This window comes from Bacillus sp. PS95 (assembly GCF_037963565.1).
GTDB classification, from domain to species: Bacteria; Bacillota; Bacilli; order Bacillales; family Bacillaceae; genus Bacillus; species Bacillus subtilis.
In genome coordinates this window covers 1,504,518-1,518,570 of the sequence record NZ_CP150160.1, presented here as the reverse complement: position 1 = coordinate 1,518,570, position 14,053 = coordinate 1,504,518, and the positions used below count along the sequence as shown (strand labels likewise).

Genomic DNA, 14,053 nt, shown 5'->3' with positions numbered 1-14,053 from the left:
TGACCACCTGCCGCTTGTGTTTCTCTACTTATTGTACCATTCTTCGACAAATAATTGAGTAAAATATGTAAAGTATCCCAAATCATTCATTACCAAATATCTTGATGTCTTATCTTAGGCGGCGGTAATCAAAAATTGGCACGCAAAAAAGGCGGAGATGATATCACTCCGCCTTTTTTAGCATAATTTTATTCTTTTAAAGCGGCTTGAATTTCTTCGAGGAGCAGCTGTGCACCCTCAGGGCTTAGCGTAATTTTACCGTTGCCGTATTCTTTATTTTCTGAAGTGATTTCTCCAGTCATTAAACAAACGCCATGAGGTTTGTACTTTTTCAAGATAATTTTATCTCCGTCAACAAAAAACTCAATGCTGTCTTTTATGGCAATATCCAATGCCCGTCTCAACTCAATCGGCATGACAATGCGGCCTAATTCATCTACTTTTCTCACAACACCTATTGATTTCATAAAAACCCTTCTTCCTTTAAATGTTTCTTTTCTCATGTAATGTTTTAAGGATGTACCTCAATATATCGTAGACGAATGAAACTTTGAAAAAGTTTCCCGCTTTCTATAAGAATTACAAGATATTTTTTCCATAAAACCGAAAAATGTATTACTTCTGTTACACAGTTCCTTGATTTTTTACAAAAACATTTCTTTACCGACGCACACCCCCAAAAATCGCAGTATTTCTGAGAAACTTTAAATGTAGAATCATATTAAATTAGGATAGAGATTGGGTGAAAACATGTTTCAATCAACTGAAATCGGGATTGACTTAGGAACAGCTAATATACTTGTTTACAGCAAAAATAAAGGGATTATCCTAAATGAACCATCTGTTGTCGCAGTGGATACGACGACAAAAGCAGTGCTTGCAATCGGAGCTGACGCGAAAAACATGATCGGTAAAACACCGGGAAAAATTGTCGCTGTCAGACCGATGAAAGATGGCGTGATCGCAGACTATGATATGACAACTGACCTGCTAAAGCACATTATGAAAAAAGCAGCAAAAAGCATCGGCATGTCGTTCAGAAAACCGAACGTAGTCGTTTGCACACCATCAGGCTCAACAGCAGTAGAACGCCGCGCCATCAGTGATGCGGTGAAAAATTGCGGCGCGAAAAACGTTCATTTAATCGAAGAGCCAGTTGCAGCCGCCATCGGAGCGGATTTACCGGTTGATGAGCCGGTTGCCAATGTGGTAGTAGATATCGGCGGAGGGACGACAGAGGTCGCTATTATTTCCTTCGGTGGCGTTGTTTCCTGCCATTCTATCAGGATCGGCGGAGACCAGCTTGATGAGGATATCGTTTCTTTCGTCCGTAAAAGATACAATTTGCTGATCGGCGAACGCACAGCTGAGCAGGTAAAAATGGAAATTGGCCATGCTCTGATTGAACATATACCAGAGGCAATGGAAATTCGGGGACGCGACCTCGTGACAGGTCTTCCAAAAACCATTATGCTTCAATCCAACGAAATTCAAGATGCAATGCGTGAATCCCTCCTGCATATTCTTGAAGCCATCAGAGCGACACTTGAGGACTGTCCGCCTGAATTGAGCGGAGATATTGTTGATCGCGGCGTTATTTTAACAGGCGGCGGCGCGCTCCTTAATGGAATTAAAGAATGGCTCACAGAAGAGATTGTCGTGCCTGTACACGTGGCGCAAAACCCGCTTGAATCTGTAGCAATCGGCACAGGCCGTTCTTTAGAAGTGATTGATAAGCTGCAAAAGGCAATTAAATAGTCTTTACCCGCAAAATTCTCACACGCGGCAAATTTCTTGCTTCTTTTTTCCTCACTTCCTTCATATTGTGGGAAATGGAGAAACGTTAAGGAGGAAACAGATGCTAAGAGATTTAGGAAGAAGAGTAGCGATCGCAGCCATTTTAAGCGGAATTATTCTTGGAGGCATGAGCATTTCTTTGGCAAATATGCCTCATTCGCCTGCAGGCGGCACTGTAAAACTGAATCATCCATAATATTGAAAAACCCAAGACGTGTCGTTTTGGGTTTTTCACTTTGGGCTCCTTCTTTCCTTTATAGGATCATATTTGATATGATGAGAAAAAAGCTTGGAGGAATGATTCATGGATTCATTTTCACAGAAATTAAATACATATGCACAGCTGGCGGTAGAAGTCGGCGTTAATGTCCAAAAAGGCCAGTATGTAGTCGTAAATGCTTCAACAGACGTTCGGGATTTTGTCCGTTTAATTGTAAAACACGCATATGAAAAGGGCGCAAAAAACGTCACCGTGAATTGGCAGGATGACGAAGTCGCCAAATTAAAATACGAACTTGCGCCGTTTGAAGCATTTGAAGAATATCCTGAATGGGAAGCAAAAGGCAGAGAAGAGCTTGCCAAAAATGGAGCTGCTTTCATTTCTGTTGTGTCGTCAAACCCAGACTTGCTAAAAGGTATAGATTCCAAACGGATTGCGGCATTCCAAAAAGCAGCAGGCAAAGCATTACATACATACAGACAATATATTCAATCAGACAAAGTCAGCTGGACTGTCGTAGGTGCGGCATCAGCAGGCTGGGCTCACAAGGTGTTTCCTGGCAAATCAGAGGAGGAAGCGATCCACCTTCTGTGGGAAGAAATTTTTAAAGCGACGCGCGTAAATGAAGACAACCCGGTTCAGGCGTGGATCAATCATGACCAGAATCTTCATGAAAAAGTTGACCATTTGAACGAGAGACATTACGCTGCCTTACATTATCAAGCTGAAGGAACTGATTTAACAATTAAGCTGCCTAGGAAGCATGTTTGGGCAGGTGCGGGAAGCGTGAATGAAAGCGGCCATGAGTTTATGGCCAATATGCCGACAGAAGAAGTGTTCACGCTGCCGCAAAAAGACGGGGTTGACGGAGTGGTATCAAGCACAAAACCATTAAGCTACGGCGGAAATATTATTGAAAATTTCACCCTGACGTTTGAAAATGGCCGTATAGTCGACATTAAAGCTGAAAAAGGTGAGGATATTTTAAAAGAACTGGTGGAAACAGATGAAGGTTCTCACTATTTAGGTGAAGTGGCACTTGTTCCTTACGATTCACCTATATCACAATCAAACATTCTTTTCTATAACACGCTGTTTGATGAAAACGCGTCAAATCATTTGGCGATCGGAAGCGCCTATGCCTTTAATATTGAAGGCGGAAAGCAGATGTCTCGTGAAGAGCTTGTCAAAGAAGGCCTAAATGAAAGCATTACACACGTGGACTTTATGATCGGTTCTAAGGATATGAATATTGACGGAATTACGGCAGACGGGAAAAGAGAGCCTATCTTCAGAAACGGAAATTGGGCTTTTTAAGTAAATAAAAGGAGGCTTTTTCGCCTCCTTTTTTTATTTTTCTGCTTCATACATTTGCAGATTCGCATAAACGGTTTCTAATACTGGTGCAGCGAGAGATAAACGTTTTGCTTTTTCAAGCAAAAATCCATGCAGGTGGTCTCCTTCAGTCGTTTGGCCGTTTTCCATATCCCGAAGCATGGAGGACTTCATATGGTAAGACATGCTGGTCATCGTACGAAAGCTCTCTTCCTCAAGATCCGGATCAGCCGGAACACCTTCTTTTCGTAAAACAGCGCAAATTTCCCCAATAAGAGTTTGGGCCGTGTGACGTCCGGCTTCTGTGGCGAGGATTGGGCCAAGCGGTCGTTGAAATAACGTTGTGATCCCCGCTTGCGCTGCAATAAAGAGATACTTTTTCCAAATGTCCTTCTCGATATGCCCGCTAATGATGACTTCAGCCTTCACACCTGAAAATGCCTCTTCAAGCGCTCTTATCCGCTCCGTACGCTCGCCGTTCCATTCTCCAAATACAAAACGATGCGATGCGCTCGTATGATGAATTTCTCCTTTGTTGTCTAAAGCACTTTCTATAAAACACAGGCCGCCCAGCACCTGTTCTTTTGAAAATGCCGCAAATAGCTGCTCATAGTGGCGGTACCCATTTAAAAAAGGGATAATGACAGATTCCTGATGGATAAATGGTTTGACATCCTCTATCACTTGACCAAGCGAGTATGCTTTAGAAGCAATGATAACGACATCAAATTGCCCTGTTTCTCCGGCACTGATTAGTTCGGGCTGAAATGATACATTCCCTTTTTCACTATGGATGACAAGCCCGGTTTTTTTAAGCTGCTCAGCTCGTTTTTGGCGCACGAGAAATGTCACATCATTTCCTTTCTCCGAAAGCCGTCCGCCAATATACCCACCTACTCCACCTGCTCCGACAACCAAAAATTTCATGTTGTGATCTCCTTTCATATTTAGGTATCAAAAAAAGCAGAGAAATCTCTGCTTTTTTATTCCGCGTATAGTTCAGTCAATTTTTTCTGCACATCAGCATTTTCAAGGAACTCGTCATAGCTCATTTGCTTATCGACGATGCCGTTAGGTGTAATTTCTATAATTCTGTTGGCAATGGTCTGCACAAACTGATGGTCATGGGAAGTAAACAGCATAGCGCCTTTAAAGCTGATTAAGCCGTTATTGAGCGCTGTAATGGACTCCAGGTCTAAATGGTTAGTCGGCTCATCCAAAATTAAAATATTGGCGCCAGAAAGCATCGCTTTCGACAGCATACAGCGGACCTTTTCTCCCCCGGAAAGTACATTTGCTTTTTTGTGGACTTCTTCTCCAGAGAACAGCATGCGTCCTAAGAAACCGCGTAAAAAGCTCTCACTTTGGTCGTGCGGAGAATATTGGCGAAGCCAGTCTACAAGGTTCAGATCACTGCCTTCGAAATATTCGCTGTTGTCTTTTGGAAAATACGCTTGAGATGTGGTAACACCCCATTTAAACGTTCCGCTGTCAGCTTCCATTTCCCCGGAAATGATTTTAAACAGCGTAGTAACAGCAAGTTCGTTTCGGCCAGTGAAAGCAATTTTATCTTCTCGATTCATAATAAAGCTGACATTGTCAAGCACTTTTACGCCATCGATTGTTTTTGTTAAGCCTTCCACGCGAAGAACATCATTTCCGATTTCCCGTTCCGGCGTGAAGTTAACATAAGGATAGCGGCGGGAAGACGGTTTAATATCATCCAGCGTGATTTTTTCGAGAAGTTTCTTTCTTGATGTAGCCTGCTTAGATTTAGACGCATTGGCGCTGAATCTAGCGACAAACTCTTGAAGCTGTTTAATCTGCTCTTCTTTTTTCTTGTTCGCTTCTTGAGAAAGCTTTAACGCCAGCTGGCTTGACTCGTACCAGAAATCATAGTTTCCTACATAGATTTGAATTTTGTTAAAATCAAGGTCGGCAATGTGCGTACATACTTTATTTAAGAAGTGACGGTCATGGGATACGACAATAACTGTGTTTTCAAAGTTAATCAGAAACTCTTCAAGCCACTGGATTGCCTGAAGGTCCAAGTGGTTCGTCGGCTCATCGAGCAGCAGAACATCCGGCTTGCCGAATAATGCCTGTGCCAAGAGAACTTTTACCTTCTCCGAACCGCCGAGGTCTGCCATCTTTTTTGTGTGCAGATCTTCTGAGATACCAAGGCCTTTTAACAGGATCGCAGCTTCACTTTCCGCTTCCCAACCGTTCAGTTCCGCGAATTCACCTTCTAGCTCAGCAGCACGAATCCCATCCTCATCTGAGAAATCAGGCTTCATGTAAATAGCGTCTTTCTCCTGCATGACTTCATACAGGCGTTTGTGGCCCATAATGACCACTTTCAGCACTTCATACTCTTCGTACTCAAAATGGTTCTGCTTCAAGACGGCAAGACGCTCACCAGGACTCATATGCACGTCGCCTGTCTGAGGCTCGATTTCGCCTGACAGCACCTTTAGAAACGTTGATTTACCGGCACCGTTTGCACCAATTAACCCATAGCAGTTGCCTGGGGTAAATTTAATATTAACATCTTCAAATAACTTGCGATCCGCAAACCGCAAGCTTACATTATTTACAGCAATCATTTATTATCCTCCATCATGTCTATCATCAATAAAAGTATACCATGAAAGCAGGGCAAGAGAAATGATTCCCTGATAAAACAGAGAGAAAACACTTATACACCCAAACCAGCCAGCTGTGTTACAATTAAAGAGAGAGAATGCATCCGCTCGGAAAATTACACACTCTCATGGAGGAACACGTTGAGGCTTTTAACACTTACTGAATATTGCTTACTGATCTTTTTTACGGGCTTTTACCTTGCCGTAACAGGCTTTACCGCCAAAGATATCGGCTTATATATAGGCATAGCCCTTATTTACATATTTTCGCACATTTTTTCTAAACGGCTTTTAGAAAAGCGCGGAAAAGAGAACAAACAGGTTCACCTTTTCTTCAGTGTGCTAGCTATTATCGGTTCAGTGTTCATCACGGTTTTATGCATTGCATTGGTCGCTTCTTTTTCAAAATAAAAACGCCTGCTGTCCTAGGCCAGCAAGGCGTTTTTATTTTGTTTGACGCATTTCGTTAAACGGGAAAAAGACAAACTTCGATGTGCCGACAATTCGATCTTCCGCGATCAGTCCCAGCCCGTTTCGGCTGTCCATAGAATTCAACCGGTTATCTCCCATGACAAAGTATTTGCCTTTCGGAACCTTAACCGGTCCAAAGTCTCCTGTCAGACTGACACCAAGTTTTTCTGCTTCCTTCTTGTTTTTAGACAAGTAAGGCTCGGCTACTTTTTTACCGTTTATATAAAGCGTGTCATCCTTCATTTGAACGGTTTCTCCAGGCTTTCCGATCAATCTTTTTACATAATGGATTTTAGAAGTTTCACCGTTGATAATAACGATATCTCCGCGCTTCAGCTCGCCGATATAGTTGACTGTTTTATTCACAAACAGCCTTTCTCCGTCATGTAATGTGGGATACATAGATGAACCTTCAACTAAATACGGTTCAAACAAAAAGTGACGGATCAGGAGAGCCAGCAGAACAGCGATGACAATCGCTTTACCCCATTCCAGGTACGTATTGGTTTTTTTCTTCGCCGTTTTCTCAGTATTCGTATTTTTTTCCTCGGTCAAAGTGTTTCCTCCTAGACAATTGCTATGTCAGTTGTTTCTCTTCTTTTACTTTATCATAAAAAAGAATAAAATACATAACTTAACCGCGCTCCCTGCCGGCCGGATAAGAAAAAGCGTCCTTTCGAACCAAGGACGCTTTTTTTCTTATTTTTCTGTAACAGGTTTTTTGACGATACCGAGGATAATTGCCATCACGACAGCACCGATCACGATACTTAAAAGGTAAAGCATCGGATGGTTTGTAATGAAAGCTACGAATACTCCTCCATGAGGCGCCGGAAGCGTTACTCGGAAGAATTCAGTTAATCCGCCGGCAACAGCTGCACCGACTACAGCAGCTGGTATGACGCGAAGCGGATCAGCCGCAGCAAATGGGATCGCTCCCTCTGTTACGAAAGCAGCTCCCATGAAATAGCATGTAATACCAGCTTCACGGTCACGCTGAGTGAATTTGTTTCTGAAAATGGTTGTTGCAAGTGCGATACCAAGCGGAGGAACCATACCGCCGGCCATGATTGCTGCATGAGGCGCATAGTTGCCTGCATCGATCATGGCGATACCGAACGTAAAGGCTGCTTTATTAAGCGGGCCACCCATATCGATCGCCATCATGCCGCCCAAGATAATACCCATTAACACAAGGTTTCCAGTACCAAGGCTTTCAAGCCAGTTTGTTAAGAAATTCATAAATGCCGCTACAGGTGTATTGACGACAAATTGCATTAATACGCCAGTGATAAAAATACCGAACAGCGGGTAAATCAAAACAGGTTTTAATCCATCAAGTGACTGAGGGATAAACGTAAATACTTTTTTCAGTAAAATCACAACATAACCGGCAAGGAATCCGGCAATTAAGCCGCCTAAGAATCCAGCATTCGCTTGAGTAGCCATAAATCCGCCGACCATACCAGGCGCAAAACCAGGACGATCTGCAATACTCATCGCAATGAAACCGGCCAGAACTGCAACAATCAGTTTTAATGCATTGTCGCCGCCGATAAAGTTTAATGCTGCTGCAAACGTGTTGTAGCTAGGATCATTCGGATCAGCAGAGTGAATTCCCCAGAAGAATGAAATCGCAACGAGAATACCGCCGCCGACTACGAACGGAAGCATGTTGCTGACACCGCTCATCAGGTGCTTATAAAACGTGTTTCCGATACCGCTTCCAGACTTGCCTTTCGCTTCTTCATCATCGTTTGAAGCTGCTGAACCGCCGCCGCTGCCTTGATAAATCGGCGCATCTTGATTCATCGCTTTTTCGATAAGCTCTTGCGGACGTCTGATACCCGCCGTTACAGGAACTTGAAGTACGCGCTTGCCTTTAAAACGTTCCATTTCAACCTGCTTGTCCGCTGCGACAATGATTGCAGGTGCATCTTCGATTTCTTGGGCAGTGAGCTTGTGCTTAATGCCGCTTGACCCATTTGTTTCGACCTTAATTTCCACACCAAGCTCTTTCGCTTTTTCTTTAAGGGCATCCGCAGCCATGAATGTATGGGCAATACCTGTCGGGCATGCAGTAACCGCTAAAATTTTCCCTTTTCCGGCAGGTGCTGGTGCCGCTTCTTCTTCCTCTTCCTCTTCGTCATCATCTTTATCGTGCTGATTAATAATGTCGATGATGGCATCTTCAGACTCAGCTTCAAGGAGCTGCTTACGGATTTCTTCACGCATTAACAGCGTTGAAAGTCTTGACAATGCTTCAAGGTGAGTGTTGTTTGCGCCTTCAGTCGCCGCGATCATGAACACTAAGTGAGCCGGCTGGCCGTCTAATGATTCATAATCGACGCCGTCTTTTGAACGTCCGAACGCGATCGCCGGGTTGATAACGCTTGCCGTTTTCGCATGGGGGATAGCGATTCCTTCACCGATACCCGTGGAGCTTTGGCTTTCGCGATTTAAAATGGCTTCTTTATAGGCTTGTCGGTCATTTAACTTTCCAGCCTTATCAAGAACAGTGACCATTTCGTCAATAACATTTTCTTTTTCTTTGCTCTCAATATTAAGCTTTATCGTATGCTTCGTTAAAAGCTCAGTTATTTTCACTTGTGTTTCCTCCTCTATAGACGTGTGACCTTAACTTCAGGAAGAAGCTGCTGGACAAATTCTTCTGTTCCAAGTTCTTCAGAGAACGCGGTAGCACTGCCTGAAGTAACTCCTAAGCGGAATGCTTCTTCAAGCGGCAGCTGTTTGGAAATTCCGGCAAGGAAACCTGCAACAACGGAATCCCCTGCTCCGACTGAGTTTACCAATTTCCCCTTTGGCACGTTAGCAAAATAAACAGCTTCGTTCGTAAACAGAAGCGCTCCGTCTCCGGCCATTGATACGATTACATGTTCAGCGCCTTGTTCTACAAGCTTTTTCCCATAAGGAACGGCTTCCTCAACAGATGTAATGGCCGTGCCGAACATTTCTCCAAGCTCATGATGATTTGGCTTCATCAAAAATGGTTTCATTTCTGTTGCTTTCAAAAGAGCCTCGCCTGAGATATCCAGAACAACTCGTGCGTTCTGCTGTTTGCAGGCCTCTGCGATTTTTTCATAAGTATCGTGAGGGAGTGAAGATGGAATGCTTCCTGCAAGAACAACGATATCTCCCTCTTGCAAAGATTGGAACTGTTCTAAAAAGGCTTTGAAATCTTCATCCGAAATTGTCGGTCCCTGCCCGTTAATTTCAGTTTCATCACCAGTTTTCAGCTTTACATTGATACGGGTATCCCCTTTTACTTCAGAAAAAGCTGTTTCCAGGTTTTCTTCCCGTAAAAATGTTTTGATATATTCTCCGGTAAATCCGCCGACGAATCCGAGCGCTTTAGACGCCACATGGTGTCTTTTCAGCAGTCTCGATACGTTGATGCCTTTGCCCCCTGGATACTTGGTATCATACGAAGAACGGTTCAGGCCTCCTACAGAAAAATCTTCAACGTGAACTATATAATCGACAGATGGATTAAGTGTTACAGTGTAAATCATGGTTTCACTACCTTTACGACAGTTTTTTCTTGGTAATTATCGAATGTAAGCTCTTCAGCGTCAGTCGTAATGATTGTTGCGTCGCCTATTCCGGCGAATGCCGAAAATGAAATTTCTCCGAACTTCGAAGGGTCTGCTAAGACGTAAGCGTGTTTTGCCTGTTTGATCGCTTTCTGTTTTAAAAGGGCCTCATCAGGGTCCGGCGTTGTAAATCCAGCCTCTGTATGGACACCGTTTGTCCCCAGAAAACTCTTGTCAAATCTGTACTGGTCCATGGCAATCAATGAAGCGCCTCCAATAATCGCGCCCGTTCTGTGCTTTACGTATCCTCCAAGCAGATAAAAAGAAATTTCTTTCCTTATTAATGCATCGATATGCATTACCCCGTTTGTGACAACGACAATATCTTTGGTTTTATCCATAAAATCAATCATGTGCAATGTCGTCGTGCCTGCATCAAGGTAAATGCAATCCCCTTCTTCTAAAAGAGAAGCTGCTTTTTCAGCAATCCTCAGTTTATCGTGAAGGTTTTTGGATGATTTTTCAAGCATATCGGGTTCAAGTCTGATATCGGAAAGCTTGGCCGCTCCACCATGAACGCGCTTTAAAAAACCCCGTTCTTCAAGTGTCGATAAATCTCTTCTGATTGTTGATTCAGAAGCATTAGTCAGATTTATAAGCTCTTGAATCTTTACCACATCATGCTTTTCTATTTGATCAATAATCAATTGATGCCGTTCAGGAGTTAGCATGCTTCACCTCCTAATGAAAACGTATTCATTTTGAATACAATTTCATTGTAAACGCTATTTTCGGTTTAGGCAACTAAAATCATTCAAATTCATTCAATAACTATCAAAATCTTTCACGTTTCTCCATATTAACGTATGTCTATAGGGTTTGTAAACTGTAAATTCGACAAAAATAAGGACAATTGTACGACATTTTCTTCTTATTTTAATGAAAAAAGTCTTTTATATTCATAGTAGAAATCACTAAACATAAAAAAACCTCATGCATGTTGCATGAGGCTATTCATAACGCAGCGCTTCAATGGGATCAAGCTTTGCGGCTTTATTTGCAGGAAGCATGCCGAAAATAACACCAATGAGCATACTGAACAGCACGCCCCCGCATACAACCTGCCAGGATATGAGTGACGGCCAGCCCGCAATGGCTGAAACAAGCGCGGCCCCTCCGTATCCAATACCAATCCCGATCAGTCCGCCAATCAGCGTCAATACGACTGACTCAATTAAAAACTGAGTTAGAATCTGTCCCCTCGTCGCACCGAGGGATTTTCTGATTCCAATTTCCCGTGTCCGTTCTGTGACTGATACGAGCATGATATTCATGACACCGATTCCGCCGACCAAAAGAGAGATGCCTGCAATTGAGCCGATAATCGTCGTCATAATTGCCGTTACCTTGCCAATTCCGGCCGCAATCTCCTCCATGTTCATCACTTGATACGAATCCTCTGTGCCATGATTGTCATTTACCAGCTGTACTGCTTCTTTTCCAGCCGATTTTATGTCGTCTGCTGATTCGACCTGCAATGATACGTTACTGAAATCACTTGTGCCAAAAGAGGATTTCATCATATTAAATGGCACATACATTTCACTTAAACCGAAAGAAAGCAAGCCTGTTTCTTTTTTCAGCACGCCGATAATTTCAACGGGCTGTCCGTTTATCCAGACAACTTCACCTAAAGGGGAGGTTTTATCGAACAGTTCTTCAGCCATCTTTTGAGAGATGATTCCGGCTCTATTCCCCGCAAGAAAGTCATTGTCGGTAAATGTTCTGCCGCTTTCGATTTCTAAAGAATTGACATTCATGTATCCATCATTTATTCCGTTAACCGTAGCATCGGTTTCTTCTTCGTGATAACGCGCTTTCATACTTTCAGAAGTCGAAGCAACGACTTGTTTAATGCCTTCTATTCCTTTTAAACCTTTAATATCGTTTTCTGTAAACGTAGATTCAGCTGCGGCGTTCGGGTTGCTTGCAAGCTCCTCGTCGCTAGGCATATAGTACAGCTCCACAGTATTTCCCGGGCCGCTGATCGACTGCTTCAGCATTTGCTCGCCGCCCTGTCCTACCGCAACGACAACAATGACAGAGCCTACACCAATGATAATGCCGAGCATCGTTAAGATCGAACGCATTTTATGGGCAAGGACAGAGCTTAGAGCCATTCTGATGTTTTCTAACAGGCTCATTCTCCCACACTCCTTTGTCCGGAGCTGGCAGGAACAATGTTTCCGTCACGCACCATGACGATCCGATTCGTGCAATCTGCTACTTCAGGCTCGTGAGTAACCAGAACGATTGTCGTTCCCTCGGCATTTAATGCTGTAAACTGATCCATAATCGCCTCGCTTGTTTTCGTATCCAGGGCGCCGGTCGGTTCATCAGCTAAAATCAATTTCGGCTCATTCACGATCGCCCTCGCAATCGCCACCCGCTGCTTCTGCCCGCCCGACAGCTCGTTGGGCATGTGGAGCATTCGATCGGCTAACCCGACCTTTTCCAATGCTCTCTCAGCCCGCTCTTGACGTTCCTTTTTGCCTATCCCGGAATAAATCATCGGCAGCTCGACATTTTTTTTTGCGTTCAGCCGCGGAAGAAGCTGAAATTGCTGAAATACAAAACCGATGGACCGGTTACGGACTGCCGCCAGTTCTTTATCTTTATATGAAGAAATGTCTTCTCCGTCCAATTGATATGTACCGGAAGTCGGCCGATCAAGACAGCCGATAATATTCATGATCGTCGATTTTCCTGATCCTGACGGCCCCATAATCGAGACATATTCACCTTGATGAATGTCCAAATCAATAGAATGGAGAACATCAAACGTTTCCTTTCCGATCTGGTAGCTTTTTCGCACATTAGAAAGCTGAATCATTTAAGATTTCACTTCCATTCCGTCAGTCACCTGATCAGATGGATTCAAAATGACTTGATCATCTTGGGTAAGCCCCTCTTTAATTTCTGTCAGGTCATCTGTCACTTCGCCGATTTTGACATCAACTCGCTTTGCTTTTCCGTCTTTTACTGTATACACATAATATTGGTCATCTTCTTTTTTGACTGCCTTTGAAGGAAGCGTATTTGCTTTCCGTTTATCTGTTTCAATATTCATGATAAATTTAAAGCCTGGCTTTCCTTCTGGAAGATTTCCTTTTATTTTCACTTGAAGCGGGTATTGGACCGCCTGTTCTGTTCCTTGTGCCGCAGCGCTCTCCTGCTGATCCGGAACAAGCCCGACTGCGGAAACCGTGCCTTTCCATGTTTTACCCTGTATTACATCTGAAGTGAGTGTGACCTTCTGGCCTTTTTTGACTTTCAATGTATCGTATTCAGACAATTTCCCTGAGACGACAAGGTCTTTTGGGTTGCCGATATGTATGACAGGCTCTTGAATATCTGACTTTTTGGATGCCGCCTCTTGGTTGACAGAAATAACGGTGCCTTCAATTTCGCTTTTCACTTCAAGATCTGATACCCGGTTGGCAAGTGACTGTCGCTGAAGCTCGGTTTGTTTTAATTCGATCTCCGCTGTTTTTTTCTGCATTTGAAGCTCTGTTCGTTCAGATTCGATTTGTTTTTCTGCTTCTTTCTTTCCTACCTGTTTTTCCAGTTCTCTTTCTTTGCTGTCTAAGGCTTTTAACTTTTCTTGAATTTGGTCAATTTGAAGCCGATTGGATTCAGACGTTAACTGGTTCTGTTCTTTTTCCAGGCTCAGCTGCTCATTTGTATAGGTGACTAAAGGCGTGCCCTTTTTAACTTTATCGCCTTCCTTTACTTTAATGTCTTCTAATGTCCCTTTATCAGCTTCATAAAAGACATACTGTTCATTTGAAAATTTTAGCGTGCCAGGAACCATAACCGTTGATGAGATTTCATTTTCTTCAACGCTCCCCGCCTGTATCTCCTTGCCGGCGCTGCCGCTTGTTGGAGCGGCAGACCGGTATATATTGATTCCAACAAAAAGAGCGACTATAACTGCGATTCCAATTCCGATCCAGACTTTTTTCATGAGC

The 14,053-nt window shown here is 43.4% G+C and carries 14 protein-coding genes; 4 read left to right on the top strand and 10 right to left on the bottom strand.

The window, feature by feature from the left end; all coding sequences use genetic code 11:
- Positions 1-188: 188 nt before the first annotated feature.
- Positions 189-467, bottom strand: coding sequence for a transcriptional regulator AbhA (abhA, locus tag NSQ12_RS08110; RefSeq protein ID WP_003244728.1), 279 nt, complete (start codon positions 465-467; stop codon positions 189-191).
- A 283-nt stretch (positions 468-750) separates the two neighbouring features.
- Here abhA and mreBH point away from each other — a divergent pair, with 283 nt between their 5' ends.
- From mreBH to NSQ12_RS08095, 3 genes are all read left to right on the top strand, one after another.
- Entirely contained in the window at positions 751-1,758 is a 1,008-nt protein-coding gene (mreBH, locus tag NSQ12_RS08105; protein WP_339176442.1) for a cell shape-determining protein MreBH, read from the top strand.
- A 100-nt stretch (positions 1,759-1,858) separates the two neighbouring features.
- Complete coding sequence (locus NSQ12_RS08100) at positions 1,859-1,993, top strand: protein YkpC (protein WP_003238865.1); 135 nt, start codon at positions 1,859-1,861, stop codon at positions 1,991-1,993.
- A 108-nt stretch (positions 1,994-2,101) separates the two neighbouring features.
- Positions 2,102-3,334, top strand: coding sequence for an aminopeptidase (locus NSQ12_RS08095; protein WP_003232341.1), 1,233 nt, complete (start codon positions 2,102-2,104; stop codon positions 3,332-3,334).
- A 33-nt stretch (positions 3,335-3,367) separates the two neighbouring features.
- Here NSQ12_RS08095 and NSQ12_RS08090 read toward each other — a convergent pair whose 3' ends face one another.
- Positions 3,368-4,279 carry a ketopantoate reductase family protein gene (locus NSQ12_RS08090; RefSeq protein ID WP_038427635.1) on the bottom strand — a complete coding sequence of 304 codons (912 nt, stop codon included), beginning with the start codon at positions 4,277-4,279 and terminating at the stop codon, positions 3,368-3,370.
- Positions 4,280-4,335: 56 nt separating this feature from the next.
- A complete protein-coding gene (locus NSQ12_RS08085) occupies positions 4,336-5,958 on the bottom strand; it encodes an ATP-binding cassette domain-containing protein (RefSeq protein WP_003232344.1) in 1,623 nt (540 codons plus the stop codon).
- 180 nt (positions 5,959-6,138) lie between these two features.
- Between NSQ12_RS08085 and NSQ12_RS08080 the strand changes: the two genes are divergently transcribed.
- Positions 6,139-6,408 carry a hypothetical protein gene (locus tag NSQ12_RS08080; protein WP_003232345.1) on the top strand — a complete coding sequence of 90 codons (270 nt, stop codon included), beginning with the start codon at positions 6,139-6,141 and terminating at the stop codon, positions 6,406-6,408.
- Positions 6,409-6,441: 33 nt separating this feature from the next.
- On the opposite strand, the gene lepB is transcribed toward NSQ12_RS08080, so the two are convergent.
- The 7 genes from lepB to NSQ12_RS08045 all read right to left on the bottom strand — a co-directional run bounded on the left by lepB (position 6,442) and on the right by NSQ12_RS08045 (position 14,049).
- Positions 6,442-7,023, bottom strand: a complete 582-nt coding sequence (gene lepB / locus NSQ12_RS08075; RefSeq protein WP_003232348.1) for a signal peptidase I — start codon at positions 7,021-7,023, stop codon at positions 6,442-6,444.
- 144 nt (positions 7,024-7,167) lie between these two features.
- Positions 7,168-9,075, bottom strand: a complete 1,908-nt coding sequence (locus NSQ12_RS08070; RefSeq protein WP_003232350.1) for a PTS fructose transporter subunit IIABC — start codon at positions 9,073-9,075, stop codon at positions 7,168-7,170.
- Positions 9,076-9,089: 14 nt separating this feature from the next.
- Positions 9,090-10,001: a 1-phosphofructokinase gene (gene pfkB / locus NSQ12_RS08065; protein WP_033883800.1), complete on the bottom strand. Its 912-nt coding sequence runs from the start codon at positions 9,999-10,001 to the stop codon at positions 9,090-9,092.
- Positions 9,998-10,753 carry a DeoR/GlpR family DNA-binding transcription regulator gene (locus tag NSQ12_RS08060; protein ID WP_181217040.1) on the bottom strand — a complete coding sequence of 252 codons (756 nt, stop codon included), beginning with the start codon at positions 10,751-10,753 and terminating at the stop codon, positions 9,998-10,000. Before NSQ12_RS08060 ends, pfkB begins: the two co-directional genes overlap by 4 nt.
- 279 nt (positions 10,754-11,032) lie before the next feature.
- Positions 11,033-12,226, bottom strand: a complete 1,194-nt coding sequence (gene skiZ, locus NSQ12_RS08055; RefSeq protein WP_131227379.1) for a sporulation-delaying-protein transporter subunit SkiZ — start codon at positions 12,224-12,226, stop codon at positions 11,033-11,035.
- Entirely contained in the window at positions 12,223-12,915 is a 693-nt protein-coding gene (gene yknY / locus NSQ12_RS08050) for an ABC transporter ATP-binding protein YknY (protein ID WP_003232356.1), read from the bottom strand. Before yknY ends, skiZ begins: the two co-directional genes overlap by 4 nt.
- The gene (locus NSQ12_RS08045) at positions 12,916-14,049 is read right to left on the bottom strand and encodes an efflux RND transporter periplasmic adaptor subunit (protein ID WP_029317740.1); all 1,134 of its coding nucleotides are present in this window, start codon (positions 14,047-14,049) and stop codon (positions 12,916-12,918) included. It lies immediately after the preceding gene.
- Positions 14,050-14,053: the final 4 nt, after the last annotated feature.